The organism is Catalinimonas alkaloidigena (assembly GCF_900100765.1).
GTDB lineage: Bacteria > Bacteroidota > Bacteroidia > Cytophagales > Flexibacteraceae > Mooreia > Mooreia alkaloidigena.
The window spans coordinates 412,087-438,330 of the sequence record NZ_FNFO01000002.1; the positions used below are offsets into that span (position 1 = coordinate 412,087).

Annotated in this window: 17 protein-coding genes; 9 read left to right on the plus strand and 8 right to left on the minus strand. The window is 57.0% G+C overall.

The annotated features are described in order from the left end of the window. Positions 1–171: 171 nt before the first annotated feature. Positions 172–4,332 carry a hybrid sensor histidine kinase/response regulator transcription factor gene (locus BLR44_RS05125; protein WP_245705979.1) on the minus strand — a complete coding sequence of 1,387 codons (4,161 nt, stop codon included), beginning with the start codon at positions 4,330–4,332 and terminating at the stop codon, positions 172–174. Between the two features lie 343 nt (positions 4,333–4,675). Here BLR44_RS05125 and BLR44_RS05130 point away from each other — a divergent pair, with 343 nt between their 5' ends. Then, entirely contained in the window at positions 4,676–5,113 is a 438-nt protein-coding gene (locus BLR44_RS05130) for a hypothetical protein (RefSeq protein WP_089679931.1), read from the plus strand. A gap of 56 nt (positions 5,114–5,169) precedes the next feature. On the opposite strand, the gene BLR44_RS05135 is transcribed toward BLR44_RS05130, so the two are convergent. From BLR44_RS05135 to BLR44_RS05145, 3 genes are all read right to left on the minus strand, one after another. Next, positions 5,170–6,093, minus strand: coding sequence for a cation diffusion facilitator family transporter (locus BLR44_RS05135; protein WP_089679933.1), 924 nt, complete (start codon positions 6,091–6,093; stop codon positions 5,170–5,172). Positions 6,094–6,232: 139 nt separating this feature from the next. After that, positions 6,233–6,778: a hypothetical protein gene (locus tag BLR44_RS05140; RefSeq protein WP_143017129.1), complete on the minus strand. Its 546-nt coding sequence runs from the start codon at positions 6,776–6,778 to the stop codon at positions 6,233–6,235. A gap of 28 nt (positions 6,779–6,806) precedes the next feature. Next, a complete protein-coding gene (locus BLR44_RS05145; protein ID WP_089679937.1) occupies positions 6,807–9,269 on the minus strand; it encodes a TonB-dependent receptor in 2,463 nt (820 codons plus the stop codon). A gap of 192 nt (positions 9,270–9,461) precedes the next feature. Between BLR44_RS05145 and BLR44_RS05150 the strand changes: the two genes are divergently transcribed. After that, a complete protein-coding gene (locus BLR44_RS05150) occupies positions 9,462–10,202 on the plus strand; it encodes a VIT1/CCC1 transporter family protein (protein WP_089679939.1) in 741 nt (246 codons plus the stop codon). On the opposite strand, the gene BLR44_RS05155 is transcribed toward BLR44_RS05150, so the two are convergent. From BLR44_RS05155 to BLR44_RS05165, 3 genes are all read right to left on the minus strand, one after another. After that, on the minus strand, positions 10,199–11,332 hold the full coding sequence (locus BLR44_RS05155; RefSeq protein WP_089679941.1) for a fatty acid desaturase family protein: 1,134 nt from the start codon (positions 11,330–11,332) through the stop codon (positions 10,199–10,201). The genes BLR44_RS05150 and BLR44_RS05155 overlap by 4 nt on opposite strands. Before the next feature lie 451 nt (positions 11,333–11,783). Then, entirely contained in the window at positions 11,784–12,524 is a 741-nt protein-coding gene (gene eutC, locus BLR44_RS05160) for an ethanolamine ammonia-lyase subunit EutC (RefSeq protein ID WP_089679943.1), read from the minus strand. Positions 12,525–12,532: 8 nt separating this feature from the next. Further along, complete coding sequence (locus BLR44_RS05165; RefSeq protein WP_089679945.1) at positions 12,533–13,918, minus strand: ethanolamine ammonia-lyase subunit EutB; 1,386 nt, start codon at positions 13,916–13,918, stop codon at positions 12,533–12,535. Between the two features lie 713 nt (positions 13,919–14,631). Here BLR44_RS05165 and gltB point away from each other — a divergent pair. Then, the gene (gene gltB, locus BLR44_RS05170) at positions 14,632–19,275 is read left to right on the plus strand and encodes a glutamate synthase large subunit (protein ID WP_089679947.1); all 4,644 of its coding nucleotides are present in this window, start codon (positions 14,632–14,634) and stop codon (positions 19,273–19,275) included. Beyond that, positions 19,179–20,681 carry a glutamate synthase subunit beta gene (locus tag BLR44_RS05175; RefSeq protein ID WP_089679949.1) on the plus strand — a complete coding sequence of 501 codons (1,503 nt, stop codon included), beginning with the start codon at positions 19,179–19,181 and terminating at the stop codon, positions 20,679–20,681. The genes gltB and BLR44_RS05175 overlap by 97 nt, the downstream gene beginning before the upstream one ends. A 161-nt stretch (positions 20,682–20,842) precedes the next feature. Here BLR44_RS05175 and BLR44_RS05180 read toward each other — a convergent pair whose 3' ends face one another. Beyond that, on the minus strand, positions 20,843–21,388 hold the full coding sequence (locus BLR44_RS05180) for a YceI family protein (protein WP_089679951.1): 546 nt from the start codon (positions 21,386–21,388) through the stop codon (positions 20,843–20,845). A 209-nt stretch (positions 21,389–21,597) separates the two neighbouring features. On the opposite strand from BLR44_RS05180, the gene BLR44_RS05185 reads away from it, so the two are divergent. The 5 genes from BLR44_RS05185 to hxpB all read left to right on the plus strand — a co-directional run bounded on the left by BLR44_RS05185 (position 21,598) and on the right by hxpB (position 26,241). Beyond that, positions 21,598–22,878: a PQQ-dependent sugar dehydrogenase gene (locus tag BLR44_RS05185; protein ID WP_089679953.1), complete on the plus strand. Its 1,281-nt coding sequence runs from the start codon at positions 21,598–21,600 to the stop codon at positions 22,876–22,878. A 121-nt stretch (positions 22,879–22,999) separates the two neighbouring features. Further along, positions 23,000–23,344 (plus strand): hypothetical protein, encoded by a 345-nt coding sequence (locus BLR44_RS05190; protein WP_143017130.1) that lies wholly within the window; start codon positions 23,000–23,002, stop codon positions 23,342–23,344. A 229-nt stretch (positions 23,345–23,573) separates the two neighbouring features. Beyond that, positions 23,574–24,080 carry a GNAT family N-acetyltransferase gene (locus BLR44_RS05195; RefSeq protein ID WP_089679957.1) on the plus strand — a complete coding sequence of 169 codons (507 nt, stop codon included), beginning with the start codon at positions 23,574–23,576 and terminating at the stop codon, positions 24,078–24,080. A gap of 91 nt (positions 24,081–24,171) precedes the next feature. After that, a complete protein-coding gene (locus tag BLR44_RS05200) occupies positions 24,172–25,566 on the plus strand; it encodes an ATP-binding cassette domain-containing protein (RefSeq protein WP_089679959.1) in 1,395 nt (464 codons plus the stop codon). Positions 25,567–25,575: 9 nt separating this feature from the next. After that, positions 25,576–26,241, plus strand: a complete 666-nt coding sequence (gene hxpB, locus BLR44_RS05205; protein ID WP_089679961.1) for a hexitol phosphatase HxpB — start codon at positions 25,576–25,578, stop codon at positions 26,239–26,241. Positions 26,242–26,244 lie beyond the last annotated feature (3 nt).

Below are 26,244 nucleotides of genomic sequence, written 5' to 3' on the forward strand. Positions count from 1 at the left end.
CAGGGCCTCACCGGAACCACCATGCGAAGTGTAAGTGATGTAGTGTCGGTATCGCGGAATAGTGCAAGCAAAATGCTGTCCCTGGCCAGGTGATGCCAACGCCAAAGTTCATGCTATGACCCCAATAAACGCAGCCGAACACTTGGCCGAAAAAGCAGGGAAACTCCGGTGTCAGGAATCGGCGGTTTGGGTAGCGTATTGTGAGGGCAATACGCCGAACTCTTGTTTGAAGTACCGGGAAAAATTTTTGGGATTGTTGAAGCCCACCCGATAGGCCACCTCGGCCACGGTCAGTTGGCTGTCGCGGAGCAGTTGCTGCGCACGCCGGAGCCGCACGGTGCGGATAAATTCCAGCGGTGTCTGGTTGGTGAGGGACGTGATTTTCTTGTAAAAGTGAACGCGGCTCATGCCCAATTCCTGGCTGAGTTGCTCGACCGTAAAGTCCGGGTCGGCCAGGTGTTGTTCAACTAGGCTCAGGGCCTTTTGCACCAGCCGTTCGTCGAGCGAGAGTACCTCCACCTCGCTGGGCTGCACGGCAATCCGTTTGCTGAAGGCTTCCCGCTGGGCGCGCTGTTGCCCCAGCAGATTTCGAATGCGCGACAGCAGGATCTCGAAGTTGAACGGTTTGGTGATGTAGTCGTTGGCTCCGACTTCGTAGCCTTCTAGCCGCTGCGCATCGGTGGCGCGGGCGGTGAGCAGAATGACCGGAATGTGCGCCGTTTGAGGCGTATGTTTCAGCTTCTTGCACAGCTCGATTCCATCCAGCTCCGGCATCATAACATCCGACACCACCAGATCGGGCGTGGTTTCCTGAAGCATCTCCCAGCCTTTTCGGCCGTTGCTGGCCTCCAAAATGTGGAAGTGTGCCTTCAGGTTGTCTTTCAGGTAAAAACGGAAATCTTCGTGGTCTTCAATCAGGAGGACCGTAGGCTTGCGCGTTCCGTTAGCGGGTTTTGCACCGGCGTGGGGCAGTGTGTCGGCCGAAGGGGACAGCAGTTGCACCGGCTGAGGAGACGTATGGCGCACCAGCGCATCGGCCTCCTGCGTGCGGATGGGCAGCGAAACGGTAAAGCAACTGCCTTTTTCCGGCTCGCTCTGGACGGCAATGTGCCCGTGGTGCAACCTGACAAACTCCTGGGTAATGGCCAGCCCAATGCCGCTTCCCTGGTTGGAAAGGTGGGGTGGCAGTTCCTGCTGGAAGAACCGCTCGAAGATTTTTTCCTGCTTTTCGGGCGGAATGCCGATGCCCGAATCACTGATGTGGATGTCGAGCCACGCGGCGTCGGCGACCTTCCGTGTCGCTACGCTGACTTCCACTTTGCCGTAGGCGGGCGTAAACTTAAAGGCGTTGGACAACAGATTGAACAGGATTTTCTCCAGCTTCTCCCCGTCGAACAGCATGTCGAGCTTTTCCACTGCGGACGAAAACGAGAAACCGATGTGTTTCTGATCGGACAGGTCGGCGAAGTTTTCCGTAACGTCTTCCAAAAAGGCGATGATGTCGGCCTGATTAGCATGCAGCGCCACTTCCTGTTCTTCCAGTTTCCGGAAATCCAGGAGCTGGTTCACCATCGTGAGCAGGCGGCGGGCGTTGCGCTGCACCAGTTGCAGGTGCCGCTGCTGGTCGGGATCACGCGCCTCGCGCGTCATCTTCTCGATGGGGGTGAGGATGAGCGAAAGCGGAGTGCGGAATTCGTGACTTACGTTCGTAAAGAACCGGATTTTCATCAGGTCCATCTCGTGCTGGCGACGCGCTTCCCGGCGTTCGTGTTCCAGGCTGACGCGGAAGCGTTCCCGTTTCAGGGTCATGTACCGGGCCAATACCAGAACGGCCGCCAGCAGGATAAAGTAAATGACATACGCCGCTTTGGTTTTCCAGAACGGCGGAAGAATGGTGAGGGCCAACCGTACGCCGTCTTCGTTCCAGGTGCCGTCGCCGTTGGCGGCCTTCACGCGGAAGGTGTATTCACCGGGGTCCAGGTTGGTGTAGGTGGCGCGTCGGGTTTTGCCGTCGGTCAGCAGCCAGTCGTCGTTGAATCCCTCCAGCTTGTAAGCGTAGCGGTTCCGTTCTGGATGGTAGTAACTCAGTGCGGCAAATTCGAACGAAAAGACGTTGTCGCGGTGCGTAAGCGTCAGTTTCTTGGTTTCGGTGATGGAGCGGGAAAGGACCGGCCGATCGTGCGGTGCTTCGCCAATGCCAACTTCCCGGTTGAAGATCGAAAAGTGCGTCAGCACGACCGGCGGTTGTTCGGCCGGCGGGGCCAGCACCGGCGGCTGAATGATGTTAAACCCATCGGCCCCACCAAACAAGAGCTCGCCGCGGCTGGTGGTAAATCCTGCATTTTCGTTGAAAGCGCGCCCCTGCAACCCGTCCGACTCGTCGAAGTTGGTGATCTGCGCAATCAGGCTGTCCTGCCCAAGTTGCAAGTGCGAGATACCGTTGGGCGTGCTGACCCATAGGTCGTGCAACGTGTCCTCCTGAATGGAAAGGATGGCGTTATCGACCAGCCCGTCTTCCTTGCGGAACGTACGCAACAGGTGCAATTCGTCGTCGAATACGTTGAGCCCCTCGCGGCTACCGACCCACATGCGCCCCCGGTGATCGCGGAGAATGGATACGTTGTTGTTGCTGCTCGGCGAATTGTTGGGGTGGTAATACTTCTGAAACTCCACCGACGACTCCGACACGCCGGCCTCGTGAATGGCGGGCGGGCGCTTTTCCCGGATTGCGTGCGGCAACACACTGACGCCGAATGCTGTGCTGAGCCAGAGGTCGCCCTGTTGGTCTTCGGCAATGGCCGAAATGTAGTCCGAACTGATGCCGTTCGGCTGGTGATTCCGGTGGTGTATAAACCGAGCCGTTTGCGGGTCGAACCGATCCAGCCCACCGCCCAGCGTGCCTACCCAGAGTTGGTGGTCGCGGTCTTCGTAAATCTCCCAGACGCGGTCGTCGGCCAGGCTATAGGGGTCGCTGGCGTCGTGCTGGTAGCGGATGAACCGTTTGCCGTCGAAGCAGTTCAGGCCGCCGAAGTAGGTGCCGATCCAGAGCCGCTCCCGATGGTCGATCATCAGGCTGACGATGATGTTGCTGCTCAGGCTGTAGGGATCGTTCGGATCGTGTTGAAACTGCGTAAATCGTTCGCGTTTTCGGTCGTAGTAAATCAAGCCGCCGCCGTTGGTGCCGATCCAGAGGTTGCCCTGTGCGTCTTCCGCAAAGTGGTTGATGTCGTCGTAGGGAAGGCTGGCGGGGTTGCCCACCTGGTGCGTGATGAGCTGAAACTTGCCGAGGCGCTGGTGGTAATAACTCACCCCTTTTTTAAACGTGCCTACCCAGATGATGCCCGAGTGGTCTTTGTAAAACGTGTTGATGCTGTTCTGAGCCAGGCTTTTGGGGTCACCTTCGGTATTCCAGAGGTACTGAATCGAAAAATCGCTTTTGTCGATCAGGTTAATGCCGCCGTGATCGGTCCCGATCCAGATCACCCCTTCGTCGTCCTGGGTAATGACCCGCACCACATTGGTGCTGAGGGGCGTCGCCGGCGTGTTTTCGTGCAGGGGACGGATCGTCTGGTCAGTGGTGTTAAAATACAGCACGCCCCGGGGGGTATAGGTCGGCAAAATCCACAGGTCGTTGTCCGTATCGGCGTAGAGGGTGTAGGTCAGCAATTCGCCGCCAAAGTAGCGGCACAGTTGCGTATTGCGTTGAATGACCGACAGCGTTTGCCCGTCGATCTTTTCTAATAGGCCATCCGCATGGATCACCCAGAGGTTCCCTTCCTGGTCTTCGGCCAGGTGTTGCAGCGTTTGCGACGGCGCCTCGGGCGAGGTGGCGATCACGTGGCGGGTCTGCTGCCGCGCCGGATCGTAGCGGAACAGGCCCTGTTGGGCATGAACGAACCAGAAACGGCCGTGGCGATCTTTGTGGATTTCGTTGATGGAACCGTTCGGAATGCCCAGCGACGCCAGAAAGCGTTCGGGGTGGCGGTCGAAGCGTTCGGTAAGGGGGTCGTAGAGGTTTACGCCACCGGTGGTACCGATCCAGATTTTGTTGTGGGGCGCTTCCAGAATCTGCTGTACGTAATTGTCGCTCAGCGAGGTAGTATCGTTCAGGTCGTGCTGAAACAGTTTGAAACCGTAGCCGTCGTACCGGTTCAGCCCCGCCATCGTGCCGAACCAGATGAACCCCCGGTCGTCCTGAAAAATGGCGTTGACCTGGTTGTGCGAAAGCCCCTGGCTGGTGTTGACCTGGTTGAACAAGTGTCGCTTTGGTTGCGCACAGACCGTCGTGGCCATGCCCATCAGCCAGCATACGATCCAAAAACATGCCCTCACGGGCTTCATGCCTATTTTTGCGCTCATGAGCGACGTCTGATTCAAAAAATACCGGTGGCGAGTTTGCATCCCGTCATCAAAAACGGATAGCACTTTCCACCTCTAAAACGTTCCTGCACTTCGATAAATGTAAGCGAATCCCTATGAATTCGAAACACCGCGTGTATATCGTTGTTTTGCGTTTGTAGGCTTTTCTCACCTTTTTAACGGAATCGGGTGCCGTACCACCGCTGGTGTGGGGCTGATCCGCACCCGAACCCAACGAAAACGCCGCAGTTACGTTCAACCGTACGGTAACCCATTACAAGTGCCTTTCATCTTAACCATATAACTTATTTTTCTTATGAGATCTCCTATATCGGCCTCTTTCCTCGGTGGAATGGCCGGCGCCGTAGCGCTTACCGCGGTCCACGAATCCATACGCCAGGTGGTGCCTCAGGCGCCGCGGATCGATTTGGTAGGCATTCGTGCGATCAACAGCATCATCCGTGGAACGGATTTTAAGCAACCCGATGCGGAAACAAAACGGGGCATGGCGCTGAGCGGTGACCTGATGGCCAACGCGACGTTTTACAGCCTGGCGGGGACCAGTTGGGCCAAAGGGGTGTTGCTGGGATTGGGTGCCGGTCTCGGGGGCCTCATTCTCCCCGGAAAACTGGGACTGGGCGACGCACCGACCAACCGGACGACCGAAACCCAGGTCATGACCGTAGGCTATTACGTATTAGGAGGGATTGCGGCTGTGGCGGCCACGCGTGCCCTGAAGAAATACCTGAAGTAAATCAGAACGTTACGACGACCCAAGCCGATTCCTGACCGGGATCGGCTTTTTTTGTGCTAACAATGTTGCAGGTCGCAGGTTTCGCTTTCCTTTTCCACTTCCACCGTCACGTGCTGAAGGTCCGCGTCTTTCAGCAATTGCTTGACCCGATTGCGGATCTGTACTGACTCTTCGAACGTCGTGGCGTCGTTTACTTTCAGGTGAACGGTCAGGATGTTGTAAGCGCCGTCGAGGCTCCAGGCATGGATGTCGTGGACTTCCTGCACCGACTCCACGTTCTGGATCTGCTCCCGGAGCGCATCAATGTCAACGTTCGTTGGCGTGGCCTGCAAAAAGATGCGGAAGCTGTCGCGGAGGTTGCGGTATACGTTGAACAGGATGAACAGCGCGATGCCGACCGAGAGCAACGGATCGAGAATTGGCAGGTCAAAAAAATACATGAGGATGCTACCGGCCAGCACGGCCAGCCAGCCAAGCACGTCTTCGAGCAAATGCAGCTTTACGGCCCGCTCGTTCAGCGATTCGCCTTTGCTCAGTCGAAAAACGGCGGCTCCGTTAACCAGCACTCCGACAATGGCCAGCACGATCATCCCCCCGGCTTTGGGCGGTTCCGGATTCAAAAGCCGCGGAATGGCTTCGAACAGAATGATGACCGAGCCGACGACAAGTACCAGCGAGATGATGACGGCGCCCAACAGCGAAAAACGACGGTATCCGTACGAGAACGTGGCGTCGCGCCCGCGTTTCGAGACGCGCTGCAAATACCACGACAGGCCGAGCGACACGCAATCGCCGAGGTCGTGCAGCGCGTCGGACAGAATGGCCACGCTGTTGGTATAAAGGCCGCCGACCAGCTCGAACAACGTGAAGCCCAGGTTCAGGAAAAAGGCCAGCCGCAAGTTCGACTCCGATTGCTCGTGGGGGCCGTGCTGATGTCCGTGACCGTGGTGATGATGACCGTGGGCGTGCGAATGACTCATGTAAACCGAAACGTTTGGGTACTCTCTAGGTACGGGAAAGTACACAAAGAGGGTTATTGGTTCCAAACGCACCGGTTTGCGCCCGTCCTAGTATAAAAAAGGCGCTTCTGAAAAGCGCCTTTTTTAGGAGACAGGTTGATTACTGGATACGACCCGGGAACGTCACCTGGAGGTCGCTTTCGCCGGGAGTGCAGGAGCCGTCTTTCACGCCGGGCTGGTGCCGCAGTTGAATCTGGATGCTGCCTTCGCTGGCGGTGGTGGTAGTCCATTCGGACGTGATGCCCACTTCGTAAGTGCCGTCGCTGTCCGTACGTTCCACCACAAGGTTGAGGTTGGCGGGCTCGAAGCAGAACAAGTGCTCGTCGCTTTCTTGTTGTACCTCCGCCGTAATGTCGGCTACGTCGTTCGGATCAGACTCGTTCAGCAGCTGAATTTCGACCTGGTACGTGGTGTTGGTGGCCAGCACAATGGAATCGAGCGTGGGGGCATTGCCGCCCGTGCCGTCCGGATCGCGGTACGAAACCGTAAACGTGTTGCCAGCGTTGCCGACTTCCGTAAACATCAGGTGCATGGTCGTGATTTCTTCTTCCTGATTGACCGGCTCCGGATCGTTGTTTTTGGTGCAAGAGACGCCAAGCGCCACGAGGGCAGTCACCAGAACGGCTGGTTTCCAAGGGGTACGCATAGAAAAGGGGAGTTGAAAAGTTGAAATACTAAAAACTATAATGAAGGCGAATGGTCAGGTTACGGCCGGTATCGTCGGCGTAGTAACGTAGGCGGTTTAGGTAATCGCGGTAGCGGGTGTTGAGCAGGTTGGTCACCGAAACTGTAACGCCCAGTTGGTGGGGGCCGAGGGGCAGCGTGGTGCCGGCATCAAGTCGCCAGAGGGTATACGCCGGTGGTGGAGCGGCAAAGTCGAGGACGGTGGGTGGCGTCTCCAGTCCAAAGTTCAGGTGTTCGCGGTTGGTGGGGACCCGGGTCTGTTGCCGGACGTGCGACGTACCGACCGACAGATACAGGTTGCGAAGTTGCCGGAGCTGGGGCCATTGATACGTCAGCGAACCGCCGATCCGGTCGGCCGGAATCCAGGGAAGGAAATCGCGGCGGAGCAGGTCGCGTGCCCGTACCACAGCGCCTTGCCCGGTCAGCACCAGCCGGGACGTCAGGTTGTAGGTGACGTTCAGGTCGGCGCCCAGCAGCCGTGCGTCGGTCTGTTGGTAATGGAATACCGGAAAAGCGCCCCGGATGGTCAGTTCCGTGCCCTGCGGTTGCAGAAAAATGAACCCGGGAATGTATTGAAAATAAGCGCTCAACTCGCCCGACAGGCGGGGGCGTTTGTACGTCAGGGTATTGATCCATTTGTACGCCTGTTCGTTGCGGAAGACGGTGTCGGGATTGACGCCCACCGCCGGGTCGGCAGTGTAGATGGCAGGCCCCCGTTCCAGCGAAGCGGTGCCGTGGTGTAGCCCCTGGCTGTACAGTTCGTTCATCGTCGGCATACGTGAGGCGAGTCCCAACTGGCTTTGTAGCACTACGCCCTCGTCCACGTGATAGACCGCTCCCACGCTTCCCGAAAGGCTTTTCAGGTGATAGACCGGTCGGATCAGCGAATCGGCGGTGTACGATCCTGCGCTGCGCGCAAACGTCAGCACCTGCTGCCAGCGGTAATCGCCACGCAGGCCGGCTTCCAGTTCCCAGCGATCGCGGACGTAGCGCTCGATCCAGTATGCCCCTACTGAGCGCGTCAGAAAATCGGGTACCAACGGCAGCGTGCCGGTAATGAGCGACCGGTTGCGGTTGTGTTGCAGCGTACCGGTCAGGCCCGCCGCGTGTCGCCAATGGGCATGTCGTTCCTGTTCCCAGTTCAGGTCCAGGGTATGGGTTGCCAGTTGCATGAACAGCGCGGGTCGGTCGGACCGATCACCCCGGCGAATGTCGAATTCGCGCCGGTTGTTGTACTGCCCGCCGTATTGCAGCGACCATTTGCCGCTGTGTTCGCTTTGGTAATAGGCCCGCGCCTTGGTCAGCAAGTGGGCAACCCGCTGACGCGGATTGGCAATGGCGTACGTAAAAGGGGCGATGTAGCGCGGTGTTCCGCTTTCCAGTGCGTCTTGCAGGTCGGTAAGGTTCCCGATGTGCGCGCTGCGCAAAATGCCCAGTTCCGTCGAAAACCGGCTGGCGTACACGTCGACTCCCCAGCGGTCGTGCTGATAGCCCGCGGCGGCCGTCAGGTTCAATTCTTTCACGCCTGTGTTCGACAGAAGGTACGTGGGCGCGCGCCAGTCGCCGGTCCGTTTGCCCGAGCCCTGGATGCGCCAGCCAAATCCCTCCAGGCGGTTGAGGCCGCCTTCGAGCGAAGCGGAGGCCGCGCCCCCACGGCTGTTCGAAAAGCCGATCAGATTGGCCTCGCCGTGCAGGCCCGCTTCGGTCGGCAGGGTAGGCGGATTGACGACGATGGCACCGCCCACGGCCTCGGGACCGTAGCGCACCGCCGAAGCGCCTTTTACAACCTTGAGTTCGTTGGCCAGAAACGGGTCAATTTCGGGTGCGTGTTCGGTACCCCAGCGTTGGCTTTCGAGGCGTACGCCGTTGTTGATCAGTTGAATGCGGTTGCCGTACAGGCCCTGAATCACCGGCTTGAAAATCGTCGGTCCTGTTTGCAGTACGCTGACGCCGGGCAGACGCGTCAGGGCTTCGCCAAGGGCTTGGCCGCGGGTTTCCTGCAAGGTGCGCCCGGTCAGAGTAACTTCTGTTTGCACAGGTGCGATGGGCACGGGCCGCGTCGAGATTACCACTTCCTGCAACAGTTCGGCGTGGTGCTCCAGCCGAAATACAAACGAAGAGTCGGAGGTAAGCTGAAGGGTGCGGTCCAGCGGCTTGCACCCGATATGACTTACGGTGATGTGGTACGTGCCCGGGCACAGGCCTGTCAGTTGAAAACGACCCTCGGCATCGGCCGAAGCGCCTTTGCCCGTATCGTGGATATAAAGGGTTGAAAATTCCAGCACCGAGCCGTCGTGCTCGTCCAGGACTTGTCCGGAAATCGACAGCCGACACTCGGCAGAAGAAGACTGAGCCGTCGCGGGCCGTGACCAGCCCCACAAGAGTAACAGAACAAGCGCAGCTCCGACGGCTCGACCCGCAGGCAGGGATGTGTTACGTAACCAACTTTTCATGAAGCGATGCTTGTCCTGTACAGCAAATATACATGCAACGTGAGTAAATGCAACAAGGTTGCAAAAGAAAAAGAATTTCAAGTTCAACACTACCGCCCGACGTCTCAGCCCAAAAACAACTGCGTGGGGGAGAGGCAGAAGTGATCAAGACAGAAATTTTCATCCCTGCGGCAGCTTTACTAGCTTGGGTGCATGCACACATCTCACGACGAACCCCAACTTCACGGCACGCCTACGGGCCTGGGGCGGTATCAGGACTACCTGGCCGAGTTTGTTTACGGCGGCATCGACGGCAGCATCACCACCTTTGCCGTAGTGGCCGGTTCGGCCGGAGCGGGGCTGGATTCCTCCATCATCCTGATTCTGGGGTTTGCCAACCTGCTGGCCGATGGTTTTTCCATGTCGGTCGGGAGTTACCTGTCGCACCAGGCCGAGCGGGATGCCTACGAAAAAAATCGCCAGATCGAATACGATGAGGTCGATCAGCTTCCGGAACAGGAACGCGACGAGATTCGGGAAATCTACCGTGGCAAAGGGTTCGAAGGCGAGCTTCTGGAGAAGGTGGTCGAGGTGATTACGGCCGATCGTGACCGTTGGGTCAACGTGATGATGAAAGAAGAACTGGAGATGATTCCGTCGAACAAGCCGGCCCTGGGCATGGCGCTGGCTACGTTCGTCGCCTTTGTCATCGTGGGGTTTATTCCCCTGTTGGTGTACGTGCTCGACTACGCGTTCACCATAGAAATAGCCCGGAGGTTCGAAATTTCCTCCGGGCTTACCTTAATTGCGTTCGCACTGATTGGTTTCTTTAAAAGCCGCGTCAACGAAAAACGTGCGTGGCGTGGCGTGCTCGAAACGGTGCTGTTGGGTGTCACCGCAGCTGTGGTGGCCTACGCCGTAGGCCACCTGCTGGAACACTGGCTGGCAGGTTAGTCGGCCATGACGGCTTCGGCTTTCGGGCGTACCGAAGCCACTGCCGGAACCGGCTTGCCTAACTCTTTTAGCAGACGCGCGTGCGAACGGATGGCCTTCAGGAACGTGGGCTGATCGTGGTACGGCAGGTCGAACTCGGCCGCCGTCGCCTTCACAATTTCCGAGAGGGGCCGGTAGTGAATGTGGTTGATGTTGGGGAACAAATGGTGTTCTACCTGATAGTTCAGGCCGCCGACATACCAGGACAAAAGACGGTTTTTGCGGGAAAAATTAGCGGTAGTCACCAACTGGTGAATGGCCCATTGGTTTTCGATGCAGCCTTCGGCGTTCACCTGCGGGTGGAGGGTTTCTTCTACCACGTGCGCCGTCTGAAACACCAGGCTCAGAATCAGCCCCGCTGTCAGGTGCATGGTCATGAAACCGATCAGAAACTGCCACCACGTAATGTCGAGCAGCACCAGCGGCAGCACCACCATGTAGGCTACGTAGAGCAGCTTGGTCAGGATAATCACCCCGACTTCGACCGAGGCATTGGCGCGTTGCTTGGCCGTGAGGCCCATTTTATTGTAGCGCGTAATCTTGATAAAATCTTTGAACAACACCCACGACAGCGTCACCAGCCCATAAAGCATAAAGGCGTAGATGTGCTGGTAGCGGTGCAGGTAGTAATGCGGCGCGTGGGGCGAAAGCCGCACGATGATGCCGGCATCGAGGTCTTCGTCCATCTCGTGGATGTTGGTATAGGTATGGTGCAACACGTTGTGCTGAACTTTCCAGGTAAAGGCATTGCCGCCGATCACGTTCAGGCTATAGCCAAAAAAACGGTTGATCCAGGCGTGGTCCGAGAGGGTGCCGTGGTTGGCGTCGTGCATCACCGCCAGGCCAATGCCCGCGATGCCCAGCCCCATCACCAACGCCAGCAACCACATCACACCGAGTGGGAATGCGCCGGAAATGATCATGAAGTAAGGAACAAAATAGAGCGCGAACATGACGATCGTTTTCAAGATCACCTTCTCGTTGCCTTTTTGCGAGAGGTTGTGATCACGGAAATACTGATCAACACGTTTACGCAGGATAGGAAAAAACTCGGTTTTTTGAGAAGAGACAAAGCGAACTTTGGAATTCATGTAGGTGTGATTAAACAGAAACTAAGGATTTATTGGAATAGGCTGTAGGTCGAGTCCTGCCAAATTAGATAAATAAAATTCAAGGATAGAACATCAGAAGGCCAATTCCTTAAAAAGAATGCTGAAACTGAGTAAGAATCAGAAGAGAAACGAAAGGAATAAGGTTCCCTTGCCAAAACAGGTTTATTTATTTTCTCCAAAGCAGCCGCTCTTCATCATGGCCTCGGGGCTAGGTGTAAGGAAGTCGCTGTTCGGGCGGCTTTCAGGGGCGAAACGTCCGTAAAACACCGGACTTTTGGCTGGAAAGCGTTAGCGCCTTGTCGGGGCAGGAACAAGTAGAATCCGAATGGAGAGTGTTTGATTATCAGGGAGATGCGTCTGGTGCTCGGCCTTGCGGGGAGAGGAGGGTGCTTCCCGAGAGGTAATTTTTTCTGGAAAAATGGTGGCGTGGTCATCTCAGGCGAAGTTCCTGATCGTCTTTTAACGCCAGACCCGTGAGTTTACGCCGGAACGCTTCTCGCAACAAGTAATGAAGTTTTTCGGCGGCGGCAGTGGGAGGCAGCCCCTCGGGGCGCACGTTCGAAATGCAGTTGCGCTTCTCGTCGGTAATGCCGGGGTGGGGCTGGTACGTAAAATAGATGCCCATGCTGTTGGGCGCACTGAGGCCGGGCCGTTCGCCGATCAGCACCACCACGAGCCGGCTGCCCAACTGCACGGCAATTTCGTCGCCGATGGCCACGCGTCCCTGGGTGACGAGGCACAGCGGTCCTACCCGCAGACCCTCCTGAATCAAAAGCGGTAACAGGGTTTCCAGAAACGGAAACGCGTTTTCGGCCACGGCATAGGACGACAGCCCATCGGTCACCACGAAACATACGTCCGAAGGGGCCGCACATTGGCTAAGGGCTTCGTCGGCCGTTTCTTGCAGCTTCCGCCCTAAATCGGGACGACGCAGGTAGTCGGCCCGGTCGGTGGCCTGGCTGCGCAGCGACAGCACACTCAATCCGAGCGGCTCAAGTTGTTTGCGCATCGCTTTGAGGTCGAACGCCGACCAGACCGCATCGCGGGCGCGGGCGTGGGCCAACTGAAACGAGAGCCACGGCGTGGAAGGCAGGCTGCCACCGGCCCGGCCCAGGGCAATGCGGGCGGCGGTAAACGCGCGCAAATGCTCCCATCCGTCTTCCGTATGCATCGTCGTTTTTACGAGGGTGAGGTGAGCCCCGCCAGCAGATGGTGGTGAGGCGGAATGGAACGTAACTGAAGTTGGGGCGTCATGATCTCCATGCGCTGTAGCCACGCTTCGAATTCGGGCGCGGGGCGGAGGCCCAACAACTGGCGCACGTACAGAGCATCGTGAAAAGAGGTGCTCTGGTAGTGGAGCATCACGTCGTCGGCACCCGGCACGCCGATAACGAAGTTGCACCCCGCCGTCGCCAGCAGGGTCAACAGACCGTCCATGTCGTCCTGGTCGGCTTCGGCGTGGTTGGTGTAACATACGTCGCAGCCCATCGGCAGGCCGAGCAGTTTGCCACAAAAGTGATCTTCCAGGCCCGCGCGCGTGATCTGTTTGCCATCGTAGAGGTATTCCGGACCGATAAACCCCACCACGGTATTCACCAACAGGGGCTTGAACTGCCGGGCGACGGCGTAGGCACGGGCCTCGCAGGTTTGCTGATCGACTCCGTGGTGCGCTCCGGCCGAAAGACTGCTGCCTTGTCCGGTTTCGAAATACATCACGTTTTGCCCGGTAGTTCCCCGGTGCAGGGACAGCGCCGCTTCGTAGGCTTCCTGTAGCATCGCGAGCGAGACACCGAAGCTGCGGTTGGTCGCCTCGGTGCCGCCGATGGACTGAAAAACCAGATCGACCGGTGCCCCGCTTTCCAGCAAGGGGAGGGTGGTCGTCAGGTGTGCCAATACGCACGTCTGTGTCGGGACATCGAACCGTTCGCGGATTTCGTTCATCATCTCCAGCAAGCGCCGGACCGTCCGGGGCTGGTCGGTGGCCGGATTGACCCCGATGACCGCATCGCCGCAGCCGTACAACAGGCCGTCGAGGATCGAAGCTGCGACGCCCCGCAGGTCGTCGGTCGGGTGGTTGGGCTGCAGGCGCGTCGCGAAATGACCATGTTGCCCCAACGTATTGCGGAACTGCGTGACCACCTCGCACTTGCTGGCAACCAGCACCAGATCCTGCAAGCGCATGAGCTTACTGACGGCGGCCACCATTTCGGGGGTGAGACCGGGAGCCAGCCTTTGCAATGCGGTCGTGGTGGCGGCCGACGACAGCAGCCAGTTGCGGAAATCGCCTACCGTCATGTGGGCGACCGGCGCAAATGCCTCCGCATCGTGCGTGTCCGCAATGAGGCGCGTCACCTCATCGGTTTCGTACGGAATCAGCTCCTCCTGCAAAAAGCGCTTCAGTGGCAACGCGGCCAGGCACATTTGTGCCGCGACCCGTTCTACACTCCGTTGCGCCGCAATGCCCGCCAGCTCGTCGCCGGAACGGCGGGGCGAGGCCTTGGCCATAACCGTTTTCAGGTCCGGAAAACGGTACACATGACCCGCTACAGTATGTTGATACGCCAAAAGGGTTGACAGTTAATGCGTTACAAATTAGCACGAGCCGGAAGCCGCCTGACGTGGTGGGAAGCGGGGAGCAACTCTTCGGAAGCTCACTTGCGCATAAGCGTGCCTAAGTCACTCATTTCCAGGAAAATAATATCCGAAAGATACGCCATTGTAGGCGTTGGTCGAGGTTGGCAAAATAAAAAATTACCAAACAGAACCCTAGCTGATAAAAGTAATTGAACAGCTTTGGGTAAACACACATAAAATTTTGTTTATTGTATTATTTAGTAATAACTTACATGTCCTTAGAAAATAACACCAGGCAGCATTGCATTTTTGAAGAACGAATAGCGGTATTCAAAGCTTTGTACGGCCTTGTCTCTTATGTTCGCGGGAGGAACGAGAGAAGAAAGGGGTTTTCTGGTATTGTACAATAGTAAGAAAGCGCGCTAAGTCGCTTGGTTGCAATTATTGCAAAATATCGTAACACGCAGAACTTTGTGAGCCTGTTTCCTGTAATGGGGTTGCATACCTTGCAACCGACTACACGATTATTCGCAAAAATATTAATCTTGTCGTCTATTGGTGCAATTGTAAAATAGCCCTATCTTAGAGTTTTTTCTGCGGTATTACACCAAGTTCTGAAAGGCGGCATTGTCGCCTTTATTGTCCCGGTACCACCACCACGCTGGGCCTCAGGTTTATGTATAGTCGTATAACGTAATATTTACATGAAAGAAAATGAAGTCAAGTCTCTTTATGTACCCGAGCTGGAGCATGACTCATGCGGGATTGGGTTTACAGCACACCTAAAGGGACAAAAGTCGCATGGGATTGTTCGCGATGCGTTGCAGATGCTCGAGAACATGGAACACCGTGGGGCATGTGGCTGTGATGCAGAATCGGGCGATGGTGCAGGGATTCTCATTCAGGTGCCTGATGCGTTCTTTCGGGCGGTGCTGGGTGAGAAAGGAATCGAACTGCCCGCATTCGGCTCGTATGGCGTGGGAACCATTTTTTTCTCTAAGCAGGAAGCTACTCGCGAAGAGTGCCGTGCTTTGTTGAACAAGTACCTGGACGATTTGGGACTTGAGTTGATCGCGTACCGGGTGGTGCCGACCAACCCCAAGCCCGTTGGCCCGACGGCGTTAAAGGTGGAGCCGTGGATCGAGCAGATTTTTGTAAAACCCAAAACGGCGCTCGACGCCGAAACGTTAGAACGTAAGCTGTTCATCCTCAAGAACTACGCTTCGCACATGATCCAAAAGACGGTGCAGGCCAAAGAGGATGACTTCTTTTATATCGCCTCGTTTTCGCACCGCATCATCGTCTACAAAGGACAACTCCGGACGGGACAGGTGGGCGCGTATTACCTCGACCTGCGCGACGAGCGCCTGACGTCGGCCCTGGCGATGGTGCACTCGCGCTTTTCGACTAACACCTTCCCGAAGTGGAAACTGGCGCAGCCGTTCCGCTACATGGCGCACAACGGAGAGATCAATACGATCCGCGGCAACGTCAACTGGATGAAGTCGAAAGAAGTGCTGTTCGAATCGTCGAATTTTACGAAGGAAGAGCTGATGATGCTGGCGCCGATTTGCGACGCGGCCGACTCCGACTCTGCCAACCTCGACAACATCGTGGAAATGCTGACGCTGAGTGGCCGTTCGCTGCCGCACGTCATGATGATGCTGATTCCGGAAGCATGGCAGGAACATCCGGAAATGGACCCTCAAAAGCGGGCTTTCTACGAATACCACGCTTCCCTGATGGAGCCCTGGGACGGCCCCGCCTCGGTCTGCTTTACCGACGGAGAGATGGTCGGCGCTACGCTCGACCGCAACGGGCTGCGTCCCTCGCGCTACTGCCTCACGTCCGACGACGTGCTGGTGATGGCGTCTGAAGCCGGTGCTCTGCCGGTCGATCCGGCCAAAGTCGTTTCGAAAGGACGCTTGCAGCCCGGTCGTATGTTTGTAGCCGACCTGAAAGCCGGTCGCATCATTTCCGACGAAGAGCTGAAGCGGGACATCTGCTCACGCGAACCGTATCAGCAGTGGCTCGACGAAAATAAAGTGCGCCTGGAAGAACTGACACCGGCCGAAGTGGCCACGGAACAGTTCGACGGACAAGATCTTTTCAAACAGCAGCTGGTGTTCGGGTTTACGGCCGAAGACCTGAAGCAGATTCTGCATCCGATGGCCACCGGCGCGAAAGAACCGGTAGGCTCGATGGGCGCCGATACGCCTCTGGCCGTGCTTTCTGACCAAAGCCAGCACCTGTCGCACTACTTCAAGCAGATGTTTGCCCAGGTCAGCAACCCGCCGATCGACTCCATTCGCGAGCGCTTGGTGATGTCGCTCCAGGCCAGCATCGGACCGTCTAAGAACATTCTGGCCGCTTCGCCGGAGCACTGCCGTCAGATTGCGCTGCAGCAGCCGGTGTTAAGCAACGAGCAGCTCAATACGCTGAAGTACATCGATCACCCGCATTTCCGGACCTACGTACTCAAAACACTGTTCCCCGCTACGGACGAACCCGGTGTTCTGGAAGCCGCCGTCGATCGGATCTGCGAGGAGGCCGAAGCTGCGGTCAACGAAGGGTACAATATTCTGATTCTTTCAGATCGTGGTTCTGATGTCGAAAACGCGCCGATTCCGTCGTTGATGGCGGCCGGAGCGGTGCATCACCACCTGATTGAAAAGCGCCTTCGGACCCAAACCGGACTGGTGGTGGAAGCGGGCGACGTTCGCGAGACGCACCACTTTGCTACCCTGATCGGTTACGGGGTCGGTGCGGTGAACCCGTACCTGACGCTCGATACTATTGAGTCGTTTGAGCAGGACGGCCTTTTCCCCGAAGCGTTGGACGCCACTCAGGCCAAGAAGAATTACATCTACGCCGTAGGAGCAGGTTTGTTGAAAATCTTCTCCAAAATGGGCATCTCGACGCTGCAGTCTTACAAGGGGGCGCAGATTTTCGAGGCGCTGGGCGTTAACAAAACCGTGATCGACAAGTGTTTCCGGGGAACCATCTCCCGGATCGAAGGCATGGGCTTCGACGAGCTGGCCAAAGAGGTGCTGATGCGCCATCGCATGGCCTATCCGCCGGCCCATCTGGCTCCGCAGCCGCGCACGCGTCTGGAGGTCGGTGGCCTTTATCAGTGGAAACGGACCGGTGAGTTCCACCTGTTCAATCCCGAGACCATTCACTTGTTGCAGCACTCTACGCGTTCGAATAAGTACGACATCTACAAAAAATACGCTCGCGCCATCAACGAGCAGGTCGAAAAAGCCTGCACGCTGCGCGGCCTACTGGAATTCAAAGCCGACCGCACTTCGATTCCGATCGATGAAGTAGAGCCGGCCGAGAACATCTACAAGCGTTTCGCCACGGGAGCCATGTCGTTCGGGTCTATCTCGCACGAAGCGCACTCTACGCTGGCCATTGCCATGAACCGCATCGGCGGCAAAAGCAACAGCGGCGAAGGGGGCGAAGACGAAATTCGTTTCGAGCGCAAAGCCAACGGCGATTGGGAGCGTTCGGCCATCAAACAGGTGGCATCGGGTCGCTTCGGCGTGACGAGCAATTACCTGACCAACGCGGCTGAGCTGCAGATCAAAATGGCCCAGGGCGCCAAGCCGGGTGAAGGCGGACAGTTGCCGGGCCATAAAGTCGACGAATGGATCGGGCGCGTACGGCACTCTACGCCGGGCGTGGGGCTGATTTCGCCGCCGCCGCACCACGACATCTACTCGATCGAAGATCTGGCTCAGCTCATCTACGATCTGAAAAACGCCAACCGCGAAGCGCGCATCAACGTGAAACTCGTCTCTGAAGCCGGGGTGGGCACCATTGCCGCCGGAGTTTCGAAGGCGCACGCCGACGTGATTCTGATTTCGGGCCACGACGGCGGAACGGGCGCATCGCCCCTTTCGTCCATCCGCCATGCGGGTATTCCGTGGGAAATCGGCCTGTCGGAAGCACATCAGACGCTCGTAAAGAACGATCTGCGCAGCCGCGTGACGCTCCAGACCGACGGACAAATTCGTACGGGCCGCGACATCGCCATCGCCATCATGCTGGGTGCCGAAGAGTTCGGCGTGGCTACGGCCGCCCTGGTGGTGGAAGGCTGTATCATGATGCGGAAGTGTCACCTGAACACCTGTCCGGTCGGTGTGGCTACCCAGGACCCGGAACTGCGCAAGCTGTTTACGGGTGATCCTGACCACGTGGTGAATCTGTTCCAGTTCCTGGTGCAGGACCTGCGCGAGATTATGGCGGAACTGGGCTTCCGTACGGTAGACGAAATGGTCGGTCAGGTGCAATGCCTCAAGATGCGCGACAACATCGACCACTGGAAAATTAAAAACCTGGACCTGAGCCCCATCCTGGCGAAAGAAAGCGCCGGATCGGAAGTAGGCATTTACAAGCAGATGGAACAGGATCACGGCATCGAGTACGTGCTTGACCGTCGGTTGATCGAAGCCGCCCAGCCGGCCCTGGAAAACATGGAAGCCGTTTATTCGGAGTTTGAGATCATCAACACCGATCGTTCGACGGGTACAATGCTCTCCAACGAAATTTCGAAGCGCTACGGAAGCGGTGGTTTGCCGAGCGGCACCATCCACCTGAAATTCCGCGGGTCGGCGGGTCAAAGTTTCGCGGCGTTTTCCGCACCGGGCATTCACTTCGAAGTGGAAGGCGAAGCCAATGATTACTTCGGCAAGGGACTGTCGGGCAGCCGCCTGGTGATTTACCCCGACCGGACGTCGCAGTTCAAAGCCAGCGAGCAGATCATCATCGGGAACGTGGCGTTTTATGGCGCTACATCCGGCGAAGCCTACATCCGCGGGCAGGCCGGCGAACGTTTCTGCGTCCGCAACTCCGGCGTGAAAGCCGTCGTCGAGGGCGTCGGTGACCACGGTTGCGAGTACATGACCGGTGGCCGCGTGGTGGTGCTGGGCGAGACCGGACGCAACTTCGCGGCAGGGATGAGTGGCGGGGTCGCCTACATCTACGATCCGCACGAGAACTTCCCGTCGCAGTGCAACAAAGAGCTGGTCGAGCTGGAAGCTCTGGAAGAAGAAGACAAAGAACTGGTTCGCGAACTGGTCGAAAACCACGCCATGTATACCGAGAGCGCGCTGGCGCAAGGCCTCCTGGAAAACTGGGAAAAAGAGATCGGTAGTTTTATTAAAGTAATGCCACGCGAGTACAAAGCCGTACTGCAGCGTCGCCGTCAACAACAAGAAGAAGTACTTAAAAAGGTAGAAGCATCATGGGAAAACCAAGGGGATTCATGGAGTTCGAACGGGAACTCCCTGCAGCCAAAGAACCGCATGAAAGGATTAACGACTATCAAGAAATCTATCTAGAGTTTCCGGAAGAACGCTCGCGGCAACAAGCTGCGCGCTGCATGGACTGTGGCGTTCCTTTCTGCCACAACGGCTGCCCTTTGGGAAATAACATTCCTGATTTTAACGACGCTGCGTACCGCGGCGAATGGGCGGAAGCCATCCAGATTCTGGACATGACCAACAATTTCCCGGAATTTACGGGGAGAATTTGCCCGGCCCCCTGCGAGGGTTCGTGCGTGTTGGGCATCAACAAGCCACCGGTTGCCATCGAGCACATCGAGAAGACCATCGCCGAAAAAGCGTTTGAGCACAACCTGATTGTGCCCAAGCCACCAGCGACTCGTACGGGCAAAAAAGTGGCCGTGATCGGTTCCGGCCCGGCCGGATTGGCCGCGGCTTCGCAACTGAACCGCGCCGGGCATACGGTCACCGTGTTCGAACGTTCCGACAAAATCGGAGGATTGCTGATTTACGGGATTCCCGACTTCAAACTGGAAAAGTGGGTGGTCGATCGCCGTGTCGATGTGATGCGTCAGGAAGGGGTAGCGTTCCGCACCAACACCAACGTGGGTGTGGACATCACCGGCGAAGAGCTGAAACAGCAATTCGATGCGGTGGTCATTTGTGCGGGTTCTACGGTACCGCGCGACCTGCCGATTCCGGGGCGTCAGTTCAAAGGCGTTCACTTCGCGATGGATTTCCTGACGCAGCAGAACCGCCGCGTAACGGGCCATGGTGATCCGAAACCCGCTCATCTGCAAGGGTGGGAAACCTGGCAGGAAGACATCCTGGCAACCGACAAGCACGTGGTGGTGATCGGCGGTGGCGACACCGGCTCCGACTGTGTAGGCACCTCGAACCGTCATCGGGCCGCTTCGGTCACGCAAATTGAGCTCTTGAGCAAGCCGCCGGAGTCGCGTCCTGAAGACAACCCCTGGCCGCTCTGGCCGATGGTGCTGCGGACGTCTTCTTCGCACGAAGAAGGTGGCGAACGTCGCTGGTCCATTCTGACAAAAGAGTTTGTCGGCGATGCCGAAGGCAACGTCAAAGGGCTTCGTCTGGTCGACATCGAATGGAAGAAAGACGAAGCAACCGGTCGCCCGAAATTTGTCGAAGTAGAGGGCACCGAACGCAAAATTCCCTGTGATCTGGCACTGCTGGCCGTTGGTTTCCTGCACACGCAGAAGGGCGGCATTCTGGAAGAACTGGGTATCGAGCAGGATGAGCGCGGGAACATCAAAGCGCGTGGGTACCAAACCAACGTGGACGGTGTTTTCGCTGCCGGAGACGCCCGCCGAGGGCAGTCGCTGGTAGTGTGGGCCATCTCGGAAGGCCGTGAGGCCGCTCGGGAGGTCGACAAATACCTGATGGGAACTACCATGCTGCCTTCGCGCGATAAATCGCTGCTACAGGCCAACGCCTAAGCTCCGCATAGAGCATCCATAAAACAAAAAAGCTGTGCTTCGAAAGAGGCACAGCTTTTTTTATAGAAATCAAGCAATTCGCGGAGGAAAAAGTAGCGGAGCCTGTTACTTGCCCGCGCCTCCTGAGTGCACACCGCACGCGAACGCATGCTGTTTTATCCTTACGCTTCCTGTTCTACCTGCTTCACCAGCTGGATGTTAGCGATCAGTTTCACTTCGTCGCTGACCACAATGCTGCCCGCTTCGGTTACACCGTTCCAGGTCAGGCCAAACTCTTTGCGGTTGATTTTTCCATTGATCTCGAAACCCGCTTTCTGGTTACCGTAGAAGTCGGTCGTTTGACCGCCGTATTCTACGTTCAGGGTAACGGGCTTTGACACGTCGCGGATCGAAAGCGTACCGTGCAGTTTGTACGTATCGTCCGAAACCTTTTCGATCGACGTCGATTCGAACGTCATCTGCGGGTAGTTGGCGGCATCGAAGAAGTCGGCTGACTTCAGGTGCGCGTCGCGCTGCTCCTGCCCGGTGTTGATGCTGTCGATGTTGACCGAGAACAAAATCTGTGCAGTGGTCCAGTCGCTCTCTTCCGTAGTTACCTTCCCGTCATAAATGCTGAAGTGTCCGGTTACCGTGGAAATTACGAGGTGCTTTACTTTGAATTGTACCTCGGAGTGCGTGGGGTCGATGGTCCAAGTTGTCTTGCTCATAGTGGTATCTATTAGGGGTTTGACGATAAAGTGAATTTCAATGACACAAATATATGTATAAACATTGAATGTACGTACATTATATGTAAAAATATTTTTTCGCTCAAAATCAGATACGCAGTTCGGCGGCAGGATGATTCGGCAGAAATGCAATAACCCTTCTCAGAGTCAGCCGTTTATGTGAGTGATTGTCCATACACACACTTTTTATGAACACCACTTTTTCAATCGGAGCATGTGCGGTGGCCGCCATGCTTCTGTTCCAGTGCAAATCGCAGGAATCGAACGTAGACAAAGAACTGGTCAATGATACCACGGCCACAGCGCAGGTAAAAACCGAAGTCGGGGAGGTGACGCTTCCGCCGCCGTACCAGACCGAATCGGTGCACAACGAAGGGAAAGTCATCGGTTGGCCGGAAGGGCAGACGCCCCAGGCGCCGGCCGGTTTCGTCGTAAAAAAATACGTTGAAGGGTTGGAGCACCCACGCTGGACGTATCAGGCACCGAACGGCGACGTGTTGGTGGCCGAATCCAATACGAAGAACAGCGCCGACCGCATCACGCTGTTGCGTGGCCTTAAAGCCGACGGTACCCCCGAGTTGCAAAAAACCTTTCTGGAGGACCTGAATCAGCCTTTTGGAATGTTGATTCTGAAAGAGTATTTCTACGTGGCGAACACAGACGGTCTGTATCGCTATCCTTACCAAGAAGGGCAGACGCAACTCGCTGCCAACACCGGTGAGAAAATTCTAGAACTGCCCGCCGGTGGGTACAACAATCACTGGACGCGGAATCTGCTCGCCAGCCCCGACGGCTCGAAGATTTACGTTTCGGTCGGTTCGGCCAGTAACGTCGCCGAACACGGCATCGAAGAGGAAGAACGTCGCGCCAACATCTTACAGATCAACCCGGACGGCTCGGGCGAAGTAGTGTACGCCAGTGGCCTGCGGAACCCGGTCGGCATGGACTGGCAACCGAATTCCAACGAATTGTGGACCGCCGTGAACGAGCGCGACGAGTTGGGTGACGATCTGGTGCCCGACTACTTGACCAGTGTAGAACAAGGCGCCTTCTACGGCTGGCCGTATGCGTACTTTGGTCAGCACGTCGATCCGCGCCGGAAGGGCGAGCGGCCTGATCTGGTAGAAAAAACCGTAGTGCCCGACGTGCCGCTGGGCTCGCACACGGCTTCGCTGGGACTGGCTTTTTACGACCAGTCGGCTTTTCCGGCCAAGTACCGGAACGGTGCGTTTGTGGGGCAGCATGGTTCGTGGAACCGCGCTCAGTTGTCGGGCTACAAGGTCGTTTTTGTGCCGTTTGCGAACGGAGCGCCGACCGGAGCACCGGAAGATTTTCTGACCGGATTTGTTGCCGATGCTGCCGATAGCAAAGTGCACGGCCGCCCGGTAGGAGTGACGGTGCTGCAGGATGGCTCCATGCTGGTCAACGACGACGATGCCAACATCATCTGGCGGGTAAGCGCCGAGTAACCTAAAAACACGTGCGATGTAAGTAGGCCGGAAAGTTGCTTTCCGGCCTTTTTTGTGGACTTCGGTCGCCAAGGCACAGTTCTTGTTTGGTTTAGGCGTTCACCTCTACCTCCTGTAAGCCATGAAAAACCGTACCCTTCTCGCTTGTTTCTCACTTTTAGTTTTGTTCTCCTCTTGCCAGCGTTCCCTCGACGACGATGACCTCATTTTCCGGGGCGACTGGAGTTCGCGTACGTACGCGTTGCAAATTTTCAGCAACGGCTACGGCGTCTGCAACACGCGCAAATGGGGCGGCCTCACCTGCGAAGGCTACGTCAAAATCCGCGACCGGCATCTGGTTTTCGTCAGCAACACCGACGACTCCACGCTGGATCGAAAGCGCTTTCGGATTGATCAGCGGCCTACCGTCGATGCCGACGGCGTGGTGTACATGGAATTGAGTGGAGAGCGCTTCGAGCGGCATTGAGCGGTGCAACCGCCCCGGTGCCAAATGGTACACGTAACATATCCGTAACCAGTCCGGGGCGGCATGTCGGTCTGAATTCCTGTACCTTTGTGTTGAATTTATTCGGACGCAGGTTTGTTGAACAGACCGACCATAACGGTTTGCGTCCCGATTTCGTACATAAAAACGCACAACGCGGATTTATTCCTGATCCGGCCGATCGTGCCGGGCTTCATCCATATAATTCTTTATGAATCATTCTAACGGTATCCTGATCCGCCAGGGAGAGGAAAAAGACATTGACGCGGTTTACCAGTTAGTCGAAGAACTGGCCATTTACCACAAGCACGACCCCAACTACATCATCAACTCGCCGGAGCAGATGCGGGAAGATGCCTTCGGCGAAAACCGCTACTTCCGCTTCTTTGTCGCGGAAGAAAATGGCCACATCGTTGGGGCCACCATCTACTATTACATCTACTCTACCTGGAAAGGCAAAAGCCTTTACCTGGAAGACCTGATCATCACGGAGTCGCACCGGGGGCGAGGCATCGGAAAGTTGTTCATGCAGGCGCTGGCCCATCAGGCCGTGAAAAACGGCGCCAGCAAAATGAAGTGGCAGGTCGCCGAAGACAACGCCTCGGCCATTCGGTTCTACGAGCGTGTCGCCGCCGATTTCGATCCCGAATGGATCAACTGCGAACTGAATCGCGAGCAGCTGGAATCCTTAAGCGGCCTGTCGATTCTGTCGGCGTAACCTCTTCGGTTATAAACCTTATAGGAAGATCGTGGCGTGGCGCTGCGATCTTTTTTTGTGCCCATCCGGCGCGGTCCGATAACTTTGGCGCATGGTAGTATCGTGCGATGCCGTCACCGTCAGCCGAGCGGGTGTGACCTGGCTCCCTCCGGTTTCCTGGCAACTACAACCTGGCGAACATTGGGTGATTCGCGGCGACAACGGCGCCGGAAAAACGACGCTGTTACGCGTCATCGCCGGGAAACTGACGCCCACCCACGGACACGTCGCGTACGCGTTTGTGACGGAACACGATTGGGAGGCGCGCTACCGGCAGGTCCGCGCGCACGTGGTCTACCTGCCCGCCCATGCCTTTGCCGTAGGGCAGTCGTCGCTTTACTACCAGCAGCGTTATTACGCCACCGGCAACGAAGACGTCCCGACGGTCGAGTCATTTCTGGGCGACCTGGTGGAGGCCGTCCGCCGCCTAGGACATGATCATTTCGACCTGACACCACTGTTGCCCCTTAAGGTCACGTACCTCTCGAACGGACAGTTGCGCAAGCTGATTTTGCTGCGTGCGCTGGCAGCCCAGCCGCATTTGCTGCTGTTAGATTATCCTTACGAAGGCTTGGACGAACCGAGCCGCGCCGACCTGAATCGGTTGCTGGAGGGTGTCGTTGCCGCCAGCCAGACGCAACTTGTGCTGACGGATCATCACCACCACCTGCCGTCTTTTATCAACCGTACGCTGGTGCTCGACAAGCCTTCGGGCACGACGCCGCCGCAGAGTAACGGCGTTTTGCCCCCCGTTGCCGTGGCCGGAGCACCCATTGTGAAGCTCACCGACATCCGGCTGCAATACGGCGAAAAGATACTCTTGGCAGGATTCCACTGGACCATCCGGCAAGGGGAAAAATGGGTGCTGATGGGGCCGAACGGCAGTGGAAAAAGTACGATTCTGGCCTTGCTGAATGCCGACAGTCCGCAGGGCTATCACAACCAGGTGGAGCTGTTTGGCCGACCGCGCGGCACCGGCGAGTCGATCTGGGACATCAAACGGCGGATCAACTTTCTGGCTCCGGAGCTGCTGACCTACGGCTATGCCAATACGCCTCGGAACCAACCCGTCGCGGCGTTTCTGCAGCAACGCACCCTGGCCGTCCATACCGAACCGGTCGCCGAGGCACGCTGGCAAGCGATGCTGGCGTGGTTCGGCCTGGAGGCGTTGTGGCGCCAAACCATGGCGTCGGTTTCGACCGGACAGTTTCAGGTGCTGCTGTTGATCAAGGCATTTGCCGTGCCACGCGACCTCTACATCCTCGACGAACCGTTTCAGTACCTTGACCCTACTCACAAACAACAGGCGTTTCGGTTTGTGCAGCATTACCTGCCTGCCGAAGCGGCCCTGATTTTGGTCAGTCATTATCACCACGACGTGCCCGACTACGTAACCCTTTGGAAGCGAATCGGGTACGAATCGGAAAATCCCCCTCAACCCCACTAAAATCTGCGGATGATCAAAGGAATTATTTTCGACATGGACGGATTGCTCGTCGATTCGGAGCCGCTCTGGCGCAAGGCTGAAGTCGCCATTTTCAATCCCCTCGGCGTGCCGCTGACGGAAGAAATGTGCATCCAGACCATGGGACTGCGCATCGACGAAGTCGTGACTTACTGGCATGCGCGCTATCCCTGGGAGAGTCCTTCCAAGGAGGCAGTCGTGGAACAGATCGTCGCGGCGGTCGAAGCCCTGATGCTGGCCGAAGGCAAGCCGATGCCCGGCGTCCAGGCCATCATCGACTTGTTCCGGAAGAAGGGGCTGCACCTGGCGGTCGCCTCCTCGTCCTACAAACGGCTGATCTATGCCTGTTTGCGGGCGTTTGAGTTAGAAGACTATTTCACCGTTATCCACTCGGCCGAAGACGAACCGTTCGGAAAGCCACATCCGGGCATCTACCTCACCGCCCTGAAAAAGCTGGGATTGGCGGCACACGAATGCCTGGCCCTGGAAGACTCGCCGAACGGCATGCTGGCGGCGGTGGCGGCGGGCATTCCGACCATCGTCGTCCCCGAAGCCTCTACGTTCGACGATCCGCGTTTCGAAAAAGCGACGCTAAAGCTTTCCAGTCTGGAGGATTTTACCGAACATCACTTTCAAACCTTATCTAACCGATCTTAGCCT

Bases quoted from the DNA above. Each gene is read 5' to 3' on its own strand.
- BLR44_RS05130 (WP_089679931.1), top strand. From the start codon at position 4,676: ATGAGATCTCCTATATCGGCCTCTTTCCTCGGTGGAATGGCCGGCGCC.
- BLR44_RS05135 (WP_089679933.1), bottom strand. From the start codon at position 6,093: ATGAGTCATTCGCACGCCCACGGTCATCATCACCACGGTCACGGACAT.
- BLR44_RS05140 (WP_143017129.1), bottom strand. From the start codon at position 6,778: ATGCGTACCCCTTGGAAACCAGCCGTTCTGGTGACTGCCCTCGTGGCG.
- BLR44_RS05145 (WP_089679937.1), bottom strand. From the start codon at position 9,269: ATGAAAAGTTGGTTACGTAACACATCCCTGCCTGCGGGTCGAGCCGTC.
- BLR44_RS05150 (WP_089679939.1), top strand. From the start codon at position 9,462: ATGCACACATCTCACGACGAACCCCAACTTCACGGCACGCCTACGGGC.
- BLR44_RS05155 (WP_089679941.1), bottom strand. From the start codon at position 11,332: ATGAATTCCAAAGTTCGCTTTGTCTCTTCTCAAAAAACCGAGTTTTTT.
- eutC (WP_089679943.1), bottom strand. From the start codon at position 12,524: ATGCATACGGAAGACGGATGGGAGCATTTGCGCGCGTTTACCGCCGCC.
- gltB (WP_089679947.1), top strand. From the start codon at position 14,632: ATGAAAGAAAATGAAGTCAAGTCTCTTTATGTACCCGAGCTGGAGCAT.
- BLR44_RS05175 (WP_089679949.1), top strand. From the start codon at position 19,179: ATGGGAAAACCAAGGGGATTCATGGAGTTCGAACGGGAACTCCCTGCA.
- BLR44_RS05180 (WP_089679951.1), bottom strand. From the start codon at position 21,388: ATGAGCAAGACAACTTGGACCATCGACCCCACGCACTCCGAGGTACAA.
- BLR44_RS05185 (WP_089679953.1), top strand. From the start codon at position 21,598: ATGAACACCACTTTTTCAATCGGAGCATGTGCGGTGGCCGCCATGCTT.
- BLR44_RS05190 (WP_143017130.1), top strand. From the start codon at position 23,000: ATGAAAAACCGTACCCTTCTCGCTTGTTTCTCACTTTTAGTTTTGTTC.
- BLR44_RS05195 (WP_089679957.1), top strand. From the start codon at position 23,574: ATGAATCATTCTAACGGTATCCTGATCCGCCAGGGAGAGGAAAAAGAC.
- BLR44_RS05200 (WP_089679959.1), top strand. From the start codon at position 24,172: ATGGTAGTATCGTGCGATGCCGTCACCGTCAGCCGAGCGGGTGTGACC.
- hxpB (WP_089679961.1), top strand. From the start codon at position 25,576: ATGATCAAAGGAATTATTTTCGACATGGACGGATTGCTCGTCGATTCG.